Annotated in this window: 9 protein-coding genes; 7 read left to right on the plus strand and 2 right to left on the minus strand. The window is 57.7% G+C overall.

Annotated features, from left to right (window positions below; genetic code table 11):
- Nucleotides 1–60: 60 nt before the first annotated feature.
- Nucleotides 61–402, minus strand: a complete 342-nt coding sequence (locus LQ215_RS28460; protein ID WP_013694243.1) for a hypothetical protein — start codon at nt 400–402, stop codon at nt 61–63.
- A 270-nt stretch (nt 403–672) separates the two neighbouring features.
- On the minus strand, nt 673–3,111 hold the full coding sequence (locus LQ215_RS28465) for a Lon protease family protein (RefSeq protein ID WP_230153584.1): 2,439 nt from the start codon (nt 3,109–3,111) through the stop codon (nt 673–675).
- Between the two features lie 274 nt (nt 3,112–3,385).
- Between LQ215_RS28465 and LQ215_RS28470 the strand changes: the two genes are divergently transcribed.
- The 7 genes from LQ215_RS28470 to lanM all read left to right on the plus strand — a co-directional run bounded on the left by LQ215_RS28470 (nt 3,386) and on the right by lanM (nt 10,709).
- On the plus strand, nt 3,386–3,874 hold the full coding sequence (locus LQ215_RS28470; protein ID WP_003185616.1) for a DUF3015 domain-containing protein: 489 nt from the start codon (nt 3,386–3,388) through the stop codon (nt 3,872–3,874).
- A 91-nt stretch (nt 3,875–3,965) separates the two neighbouring features.
- On the plus strand, nt 3,966–5,819 hold the full coding sequence (locus tag LQ215_RS28475; protein ID WP_230153585.1) for an Lnb N-terminal periplasmic domain-containing protein: 1,854 nt from the start codon (nt 3,966–3,968) through the stop codon (nt 5,817–5,819).
- Nucleotides 5,820–5,927: 108 nt separating this feature from the next.
- Nucleotides 5,928–6,284 (plus strand): hypothetical protein, encoded by a 357-nt coding sequence (locus LQ215_RS28480; protein WP_230153586.1) that lies wholly within the window; start codon nt 5,928–5,930, stop codon nt 6,282–6,284.
- 72 nt (nt 6,285–6,356) lie between these two features.
- Nucleotides 6,357–6,848, plus strand: a complete 492-nt coding sequence (locus LQ215_RS28485; protein WP_230153587.1) for a GreA/GreB family elongation factor — start codon at nt 6,357–6,359, stop codon at nt 6,846–6,848.
- Nucleotides 6,849–7,089: 241 nt separating this feature from the next.
- A complete protein-coding gene (locus LQ215_RS28490) occupies nt 7,090–7,233 on the plus strand; it encodes a hypothetical protein (protein ID WP_230153588.1) in 144 nt (47 codons plus the stop codon).
- Nucleotides 7,234–7,393: 160 nt separating this feature from the next.
- Nucleotides 7,394–7,552: a hypothetical protein gene (locus tag LQ215_RS28495; RefSeq protein WP_230153589.1), complete on the plus strand. Its 159-nt coding sequence runs from the start codon at nt 7,394–7,396 to the stop codon at nt 7,550–7,552.
- Nucleotides 7,553–7,637: 85 nt separating this feature from the next.
- Entirely contained in the window at nt 7,638–10,709 is a 3,072-nt protein-coding gene (lanM, locus tag LQ215_RS28500) for a type 2 lanthipeptide synthetase LanM (protein WP_230153590.1), read from the plus strand.
- Nucleotides 10,710–10,840: the final 131 nt, after the last annotated feature.

The raw sequence follows: 10,840 nt of genomic DNA on the forward strand, positions 1-10,840 counted from the left end.
CTCCCTGGCCCCTGCCCTTGTGACAAAATCTTACTGCCGGTGCCCGTGCGGTGATGGCCTTCAATGCAGCGGACGAAACTCGAAACCGCCGACGTTGCGACAACGGCCTCCATTGATTTCACGCAGTTGGGCTTGCATATGCAGGGACCAGATCTGCGGGTCGTCGGCCAGCTCATAGCCGTGCAATGTCAGGCTTTGCACAATGGTATCGAGGATGGATTCGGCGGCAGTCGGGCCTGGGAATGGCCCTTGAGCCTTGATGGCAGAAGGTTGTTCGCCGGCCATTCCGGCCGCGAAGAGCAAGGTCCACATACCGGTATCTCCCGCCAGGGGACGAATGGCGCATTCGATACGGGTGACAAGGCCCAGGCATTGACGAGTGAGGCAAAGGTTGCGCGACATGGCGGCGCCCCTCGGTAGATCCGGTATTCAACCCCCGCGAGGAGGCTGTTTCGATCCGATGATGACTCTCGTTATCCTTGAGCTGAGGATAGAAGAAAAGTTCCGGTCGCAAGGTCTTTCGAGACCAGAATGCGCCGAGCGGTCACAGTGTGAATATTGACGCCAAAGTGGTGGCGTTTTTTCGTTATATCCCACAAAACATTGATGGTGAGAGCAAGCCTGTGGGAGCAAAGCTTGCTCCCACAGGGTCTTGCTGCGGTCAGGAAAACCTCAAGCCGGCTTGGCCTCCGCCAGAGCCTGCTGTGCCAGTTCCTTTTCCGCTTCCTTGATGTCGTCTTCGCTGATCATCTCCGCGATCACCCGCAGCCGCTCCACCACCCGGGCATTGACACTGCCCTCCGGGAACTCGCCGTTTTCATCCGGTTCGCCGGCAGGCTCGCCCACCAACAGGCTCAGGGCTTCGTCGGCCTGGCGCACCGCATAAACGTGGAACTGCCCGGCGCGCACGGCGGCCAGCACTTTCTCGTCGAGCATCAGGGTCGCGACGTTGGCCTGGGGAATGATCGCCCCCTGTTCACCGGTCAGCCCGCGTGCTTCGCAGAGGCGGAAGAAGCCTTCGATCTTCTCGTTGACCCCGCCCACCGCCTGCACCTCACCGAACTGGTTGATCGAGCCGGTGATAGCGAAGCACTGCTTGAGCGGCGTTTTCGACAGGGCTGAAATCAACGTGCAAGCCTCGCCCAGGGACGCACTGTCGCCGTCCACGTAACCGTAGGACTGCTCCAGGGCGATGCTGGCCGAGATTGCCAGCGGGAATTCCTGGGCATAACGGCTGCCCAGGTAACCGGTGAGGATCATCACGCCCTTGGAGTGGATCGGCTGGCCAAGGTTGACCTCCCGCTCGATGTCGACGATGCCGCTGCCCCCCGGGTACACCGTGGCGGAAATCCGCGCCGGCACCCCGAACGCCGAGTCGCCCACTTCCAGCACGGTCAATCCGTTGCATTTGCCCACGGCCGCGCCAGCGGTATCGATCAGGATGATCCCCGCCAGCATGTCGTCGAGGATTCGCGCCGAGACACGTCCGGTACGGGTGGCCTTGGCCTTGAGGGCGCGTTCGATATGACCGGCGTCGGTCATTTCGTCACCGGCCAGTTGGCGAATGAAATCCGCCTCGCTGACCAGTTGGAACAGGTCGCCGATACGCGCCGACAAGCGCCCCTGGTGTTCGGCCAGGCGCGCACTGTAGGTCGCCAGGCGCGCCACCGCGTCGGCGGTCAACGGCGCCATGCCCTCCTCCGAAGTGCGGGTCTTGAGCAACTGGGCGAACTGCTCCAGGCTCTCGTCGCCCATCGGGATGTCTTCGTCGAAATCCACCAGCACGCGGAACATTTCCTGGAAGTCCGGATCCAGGTCCTGCAAGGCGTAGTAGAGCTGGCGCGCACCGATAATCACGACCTTGACCTGCAGCGGGATGTGCTGCGGCGTCAGGGTCACGGTGGCCACGCGCCCCAGTTCTCCCAGCGGCGATTCCATTTTCAGCTTGCGCGATTGCAGGGCACGCTTGAGCGCATCCCACACGAACGGCTCGCCGAGCATTTTTTCTGCTTCGAGAATCAGGAAACCACCGTTGGCCCGGTGCAAGGCGCCCGGACGCAATTGCCGGTACGTGGTGTAGAGCGCACCCTGGTCGGTGCTGTATTCGATCCGACCAAAGAGATTGTCGTAGGTCGGGTGCGGCTCGAACACCACCGGCGCGCCGCCACTGAACGGGTGCCCGACCACCAGGCTCGGGGCGTACTGTTCCTCCAGCAGTTTGCGGGCGATGGCGTCGGTCTTGCTGTCGTCCACCAGTTGCTCGACCACGGTCTTGAGCAGATAGACCTGCATGGCCTGCAAGTAGCCGCAAACCGCAGCGTTCTCTGCGTATTTTTCCGATAGGGGTGCCAGCAACGGCTGCAGGGCCAGGGTGATGGTTTCTTCGTTGAGGTGGCGCAACTGGTTGCTGGACTCGCGCTTCCATTGCGGCAGGCTGGCGAGCTCTTCGTTCAAGCGCTCTTCCAGGCCCGAGATGTCCTCATGGAAACGCTCGCGCTCGGCTTCCGGCAACTGGGCGAATTCCGCTTCATCCAGGGCCTTGCCTTCGCTCATCGGCGTGAAGGCGATGTTGCTGCTGTCACGGTACAGCGCGACATCCTTCTCCAGCGCCAGGCGCTCGATCACGTCCAGGGCGCGGTCGTAGCGCTGGTTGAAGGCGCGGTCGATGGCGCTTTTCTTCTGCTGGTAGGACGGGTGCTCGAACACCGCCGGGAAAGTCGCCAGCAGGTTGTCGATCAGGCCGTTGATGTCGGCGATGAAAGCACCGGCCGTGCCTGACGGCAGTTCCAGGGCACGGGGTTCGCGGGGCTCATCGAAGTTATTGACGTAGACCCAGTCCGCCGGGGTCTGCAGGCGCTTGCCTTCGGCCTTGAGGTAGCGTTTGACGAACGAAAACCGGCCAGTGCCGGGCTCGCCCATGACGAATACGTTGTAACCGGGGCGCGGCATGGCCACGCCGAACTGCAAGGCTTCGACCGCACGTTCCTGGCCAAGCACACCGCGGAAGGGCTCCAGATCATTGGTGGTAGAGAAGCTGAACTGTTCAGCGGAAAACGGACGGGTCAGCGCTTCGGGCGCTAGACGCAAGCTGGCAGCAACAGGATCAGGCATCGGGCTTCCTTACATCAGGCGGGGCAGATAGCGGCATTCTGGCGCCGCCTGTACCTGACTGGCAAGGAGCGCCTCTGTCCAAAGCATAGTCAACGGGAAAACCTCGGGCGGGACCCAATAGGCAGGCGATCCCCTGTAATGTTTTTGCAAAATGTCACGGAACCCCAGGATCGTGCCTAAACTCCAAATTGCGCGGCTGGAACAATAACCGGCCCACTGGCTGCTATAGGGGCCAGACCCTGTCCATTGGTATGCACATAAAGAGAACATAGCTATGAAACGGATTCTTCTCGGTACTCTCTTCACCGCTGTATCCATCAACGCCATGGCTCAGGCGCCGGGCGGCCCGGATTGCGGCTGGGGCAACATGCTGTTCGAAGGTCAGCGTGGCACCCCGGCACACTTCCTGGCATCCACCACCAACGGCACTTCCGGTAACGCTACCTTCGGCATGACATCCGGCACCAACGGTTGCTCGACCAACGCGGCACTGACCTACGGTGGCAAGTCCTGGCTGGCCATGAATGGCATGATGAACGAGCTGTCCGAAGACATGGCCAAGGGTCAGGGCGAAGCGCTGACCACCTATGCCGTGGTACTCGGTGTAGCGCCGGAAGACCGTGCACATTTCTCTGCCGTCACCCACGAGCACTTCCAGCAGATCTTCAGCAAGGCTGACGTGACCGCCGAAGACGTGCATACCAACACCCTGGCCGTGCTGAAAAGCGATCCTCGCCTGGCCAAGTACGCCACTCAAGCTTAAGCTCGGCATCACTCGCTCCTTTCGGGGAGCGGGTTTTTCTTTTTGGGGCCCCTGCGGTCTTTATTTTTTTCGACTTTCCAAGTAGCCGACTATGCTCAAACGCCTTGCCTGGCTGGCGCTCTGTGTGTGCGCCCCGCTGTCCGCCGCGCCTCATGTCGACCCTCAACGTTTGCAGCAACTGGCCAATGACCGCTTCTGGATTTCCCTGGGCCACTACGAAACCGCCAAGCTCGGCGGTTGGCGCAGCTATATCAGCGACAAGAAATTCTTCCTCGCGCCCGACGGCAATGAACACCCCGAGCGTGAACTGACCGCCACGCTAGAAGCCCTGTACGGTCCGGCCAGCGCCGGCCAGCAGCACGCCCAGTGCGTGTACCCGGCGCGAACGCGCTGGCTCAAGGCGCAGCTCAACCTGACAGACCTGCCGGCGGTCGATTGCAGCGACTTCACCCAGTGGTTCAAGGACGTCTCGCCTCACAGCGCGGTGATGATCTTCCCCGCCGCGTACCTGAACAGCCCGTCCTCGATGTTCGGCCACACCCTGCTGCGCATCGACCAGGCCGATGTGCAAAGCGACAAGACTGCCCTGCTCAGCTACGCGATCAACTTTGGCGCCTACATCGAAGGCTCGGACAACAGCATCCTCTATGCCTGGAAGGGGCTGATGGGCGGCTATCCCGGCCTGTTCGCCCTGGTGCCCTACCAGGAAAAACTCTCCGAGTACCGAAGCCTGGAGAACCGCGACCTGTGGGAATACCGCCTGAACCTGAGCCAGGCGGAAACCGAGCGCATGGTCGAGCACGTCTGGGAACTGAAGCAGATTCAGTTCGACTATTTTTTCTTCGACGAAAACTGCTCCTATCGCCTGCTTGAATTGCTGCAAGTGGCTCGCCCCAGCTTGCGCCTGACCGAACAATTCCCGCTGACCGCGATTCCCACCGACACCGTCAAGGCGGTGAAAGAATCCGGCCTGGTGGAAAGCATCCAGTATCGACCCTCCCGTGAACGGGAACTGCTCAGCCGCGCCGAACCGCTCAGCGACGAAGAACAACAGTGGGTACTGAAAGTCAGCGCCGACCAGCAGCAACTGCAAACCCTCGGCTTCAAGGCGCTGCCGCGCGAACGCCAGGCGCTGATCATCGATGCGGCCTATCGCCTGGAGCGCTATCGCGCCAACGGCCAGGAGCGTGATCCGCAGCGCTCCCAGCGCAGTTTTGAACTGTTGCGGGCGATCAACCAGAACCCCGCGCCGGAACTCGATATCCCGCAACCGGGCCTGCCCGAGGACGGCCACCAATCGCGCACCTGGCAGGCCGGCCTCGGCACGCGGGGTGACCGGGCGTTCGGCGAGTATGGCTTGCGCATGGCCTATCACGACCTCAATGACAATGCCGAGAGTTTCCCCCTGGGCGCGCAGATCGAGATCCTGCAATTGAAACTGCGCCAATACGAAGGCAATGACTGGCAAGTGCAGCAACTGGACCTGGCGACCATTCGCTCGCTGACCCCGCGTAACGAGCTGCTGCAGCCGTGGTCCTGGCAGGTCACCGGTGGCTTGGAGCGGGTGCCGGGCAAACACGACGATGAAACCTTGGTCAGCCACGTCAACGGCGGCGCCGGTGGCACCTGGGCGCTGGGCGAAGAGGTGCTGGGCTTTGCCCTGGGCACGGTGCGGGTCGAGCACAACAACGATTTCGCCCAGTTCATCGCCCCGGCCGCCGGTTTCAACAGCGGTGTGCTGTGGAAAAACCCGCTGGGCAACCTGAGCCTCGAAGCCAAGGGTGATTATTTCGTCAACGGCGAAGTGCGTCGCAGCCTGAGCTTGAATCAGCAGTGGGAATTGTCCCGCAACCTCGGCGTGCGCCTGAGTGCCCAGCGGGAATTCAGCCAATTGGCCTCGCCGGAGAACGAGGTGATGCTCGAGGTGAAGTGGTACCACTACTGACCACGATGGCCTGGGCAACGAACGGATTAATCACCACGCTTTCACGCCTTACTGACGAATCCACTTCTAGACTTGATGGTATGAGCGGGATTTGGCAGGAAAGCACAAATGAAGCGCACAGCAGTGATCCTGAGTATGTTGATGTTGCTCGGTGGCTGTGAAACCACCCACGAAGACCTGATCGCCCGGGGTTATCCACCGGCGTTCGCCGACGGTTACGACGACGGTTGCAGCAGCGGCCGGCAAGCGGCCGGAGTGATCACCGGTCAGTTCAGAAAAGACGTGCCGCGTTACCTCAAGGATCCGCGCTATGCCGAAGGCTGGAGCGATGGTTTCCGCCAGTGCCAGGCCATGCGCGAGAACGAAGAGCGCAATGCCTATCGCGACCGTCACTGGGACGAGCGTGAGCGGGCCTGGCAACAGCAAAAAGACCGCGACGCCGCCCGGGCTTATCGCTCGCAATGAGTCGCGTATAGGCATTCATCGAAACTAAAAGCCTGCGAACATGGCCCAAACTCCAATAGAGGAGAAGAGATCATGAGTCGCGCTTTCGTCAACGAAGACAACGCCGCAGCCCAAGCCGATCAGCCGGTCGAACGCCAGGTCAGTGCGCAGCCCAATTACGTGACTCCTTCGGGGTTTACCCAGTTGCAGGCCCGCGTTGCCCAGCTGCAAGTGCAACATGGTCAGCACTCGGACAAAGGCGATCAAGCGGACAAACAACGCATCGCCGACATTGAACGCGACCTGCGCTATTTCAAGCAGCGCGTGCAAAGCGCCCAGGTCATTGTGCCGACGTCAACAGATCAAGTGCGGATCGGCCATTGGGTGACCTTTGTCGATGAGCATGATCACCAACAGCGAGTGCAACTGGTAGGTGAAGATCAAGCTGATGCGGCCAGTGGATTGATCAACTGGGGCTCGCCGCTGGGGCGAGCGTTACTGGGGGCGAAGACAGGGGATGAGGTGGTCTGGAATCGACCGATAGGGGATCTCACCATTGAAGTCATTGCGATAGCGCTTGATTAAGCGACTCTTGTTAAGTACATCGGCAAATCATTTCAAACTTTTTTTCACCTCTAACAAAGCCCAACAAAAAGCACTAGAAGCTTTAACACCAGAGTGCAGCGACAGCCGACTACATGCTTATTGCAATACGTAACGGCAACATAAAGTCATAACGACACGCTGGCACTTATTCAGGAGCATGCTACTGTTTGCCCCGCAACAAAGCAGAGACACAACAACAAAAATATTAGAGGAAGAACATATGAGCGAACAACTATTGGCGATGTCAGGTGACTTCGATGGCGACTTCCAGTCCTATCAGCAAGTTCACAACCTTGCTATTGAGTCAGCCGTGCTGACCATTGTCGAATGCAACACCGCAGGATGCACCGCGCTTTTATGCTAAATCCCGTCTTTCAAAGTCACTTCATGTAACACGACTTTGCCTCCCCTAATTCATTCATAAAAAACTTCATTCAACATCCTACAGCTCGGACGCAGTGATGCGCCTCCGGTTGACCGCAGGTCTCTGTACGTGATGTTCAATCATTGATGAGGAAAATACCATGAGCGAAAAAATCCTGAACATGTCCGGCGATTTCTATCTTGAATTCGATGCCTATCAAGCGCCCGTCAAGAACACCGGGGAAATACTGGTTACCACGATGGAATGTAACACCTTTGGAACCTGTACCAATATTGGATGCTCGACACTCGGCTGTTAACCCCGGTTAGCTAATCGTCGAAACAGGCAACACCTATGAACATAGAGCAGGCATCGCCTGCTCTATCCATGTCAGGAGCTATGACATGCTTGTTAATGCTTTGAAGTTGAATCAGCGAGGGCGGTACAGATGGGCTTCCGACGGCGACATCGCCCTTTTTGAAAACAACCTGAGCCGTCTGCATGCTGATGACCAAAACTTGCTGAATCACTTTGGGCTGAACAGGGAACAACTGCTCTCGTATATCAAGGAACCCATCAATCAGCAGTGCCTGCCCACCGAGGGTGAAACTGCCCTGGGCACCCTGAAAGAAAAGCTTGCTCGCCTCGATAGCATCCCTGTCGAAACAAAAAAAAGCGCGAGCAGCGAGGATAATTTTTATTGGTTCGGCTACCGTTTTTTTCTTTATTTCATTGACACGTTCAAGGCAGATGAGCGCTATTTGACTGCATCAATGCACATTGATGAACCCGCTTTGTTTGCAAGCCTTGAACGCTATGTCTTGGCCCGGGTTGGACGCACGTCAGAACAAAGCCTGGTCCATTACTTGAACACGCGGATTGCCGATGGCGATGACATCGACTTGAACGGCTTCAATGAGCATCTGCGTACGTTACCGTTGCTGGATTTTTTTGAATCCTACCCAGTGCTGGCGACACTGCTGCTCGATCTGCTGGAGGATACCGTCCATTACCTTCATGCGGTTATTCACAACTTCGCCGACGATGCTGAATCGCTGGAAACGAATTTTTCGATCCCGTCTCGGAAAATCGATGCCATTGAGCTCGGCCTGGGTGATCCTCACGGTCGCGGCGAAACGGTCTGCCAAGTCAAGATCAACACGACTTCATTGATATACAAACCAAGAGCCAGCCGTGAGGCGCTGTTTTTCTATCATCTTCTTGGACAATTGCATGAATGGACAGGCGCGGATTGTTTTTCTATCCATACACCCAGAATTCTCAGCCGCGCGCGGCATAGCTGGGTGGCGAAAGTCGACAACCTGCCTTGTGACAGCGAAGCGGACGTCAGGCTGTTCTATCAAAAAATCGGGGCACAGATAGCCGTCATTCATGCGTTGAATGGGATCGACTTTCACTACGAAAACATCATCGCCTGCGGCAACAGTCCGGTCATGATTGACCTTGAGTGTTTGTTCACCGCTTCCACCAGCGACCTGCTCACTGACCTGCCTGCTGGCTGCGCGCTGTCCAATAGTTTTAAATGGGTCCAACAGTCCGTGTGTTCCAGCGGCTTCGTCCCCTTTTCCCAACAGCTCAATAACGACCAAAGCGGTCTGACCCGGCAAGCGCTATTCATCTCAACCCGCCCTTCCCTGGTTTTCGACGGGGGCTTTTACCATCTGCGTAAAGTCGAATTCGAACACCACCTGGTGCCAAAACACTTGCCGCTTTTGCAGGGTGAGCGCAAAGGGCCTGAAGGTTATAAGGCAGAACTTTTCCAAGGTTTTGAATATGCCTATGGTGAACTCATGGTTCATCGGCACGCGATCATGCAAATGCTTGAACAGTCCGCAGGCGAGCTGTCGACCCGGGTCCTGCTGAAGAATTCTCAACGCTACGCTGATTTTATCGGGCTGATTCGCCATCCACGCTTTATGCAAAACATGCTCGACAGAGAACTTCTGCTCGCGACCTTGTGGAAAGATTTGAAAGAACCTTACCGAGAAAAAGGCATCCCCCGCTATGAAATAGCCGACCTGCAAAGATCCAGCATTCCGTGCTTTACCATGCCGCTCAACGCCAGCTATTTTACGAGCGCACAGGGTGAAACAATAGAAATGGCGGCTGTCGAGCCACCCTTGCAAAGCTGCCTGCAGAAAATAGCCAACTTGTCCCGCAAAGATTGGGCCTTACAACGCACCTTGCTCGAAATCTGTTTGTTCCCGGAACCCAATGGGCATCCACCATCCCGTATTACGCCGCCCCTGGCGAACCCTGAAAAGAAGCCCCTCGACGCGGTCCTGAGCATCTGTTCCCGCCTCGAAGAACTCGCGATAGTGGGCGCAGCAAAGGACGTAAGCTGGCTGTCTTTCCATACGCACCCCACGACCCAGAGAAAATATCCAGCGCCCATGGATCACGGGCTTTACTCCGGTATCGCCGGGATTGGCTTGTTCTATCTGAGCCTGTTCAAGGTGAGCGGCAAACCCCACTTGCTGTCGAGCATGGATCAGATCCTGTGCTCACTGGAACAACGCTTCGATTTTTTCAGAACCGATTCGACGATCAGTGCTTATCACGGCCTGGGGGCTTACCTCTACCTGCTCATCAATCGTCGCCAGGTCACTGGAGACACCAGGCATGATGAGAAAATTGCTGGCCTGCTGACCCGACTGATAGAAGTACCGCCTGGGAACTATGATTTCGACTTCCTGGGAGGCTGTTGCGGTGCAGTGACGCTGCTGGCCAATATCCATGCGTTATCTGCACAAGAGGATGTGCTGCCAGCCATTCGACGCATGGTCGATTACATCAAGGACCAAGTCCTGATCGAGGAAGGCCAGCTTCTGCGACGCGATGATCGCTCCGTTATTTTGACGGGCCTGTCCCATGGACTCTCGGGCGTCATCTATGCATTGTGCAAAGCCTATGACGTGACCGGCGATAGGGCTCTGGTGCCCTTGGCCATTCAAGTGCTCGAGGGTGAAAACCGCTTGAGTCGGGATGGTTTCTGGCTGGACCTGAGAAACCTGGGCCCCGTGGATCATGCGTCCAAGTGGTGCCACGGAGACGCGGGCATCCTCACCGCCAGACGACAACTCATGAAATCGATGGGCGATGTTTTGGACGAGGCGACCAGGCAGACGGTGCTCGATGACATACAGCGCTGCGAGAACAATCTCTGGCAGCACGGGTTGGGCGAAGGCTACAACCTTTGCCATGGCGACTTCGGCAATCTGATCTGCCTGTATGAGCTGTATCGGCACTCCGATAATCCCGAGGGTATCGGCAGGGTCAAACAGGCGTTTGGCGAAGTCGCCCAGCAATTTTTCGAAGGGCCATTTCTCGACAGCGATCGGGTTCCCGACGTCAGCCTGCTAACGGGAATTACGGGCGCAGGCTATGCACTGCTGTATGAGATCGACCCGACGATCCCCAACATACTCTCGCTCGATTTCGCGGTGCCGGCTTAAGCCCATCGGATAAAGCAGGCAAAGACGCAATCACGCACTTGATGCGAACCCGAAACCAATGTGGGAGCGGGCTTGCTCGCGAAGGCGGTGGATCAGTCAATAACCATGCTGACTGATCCACCGCCTTCGCG

This window comes from Pseudomonas brassicacearum (assembly GCF_918698105.1).
Classification (GTDB): Bacteria; Pseudomonadota; Gammaproteobacteria; order Pseudomonadales; family Pseudomonadaceae; genus Aquipseudomonas; species Aquipseudomonas brassicacearum_F.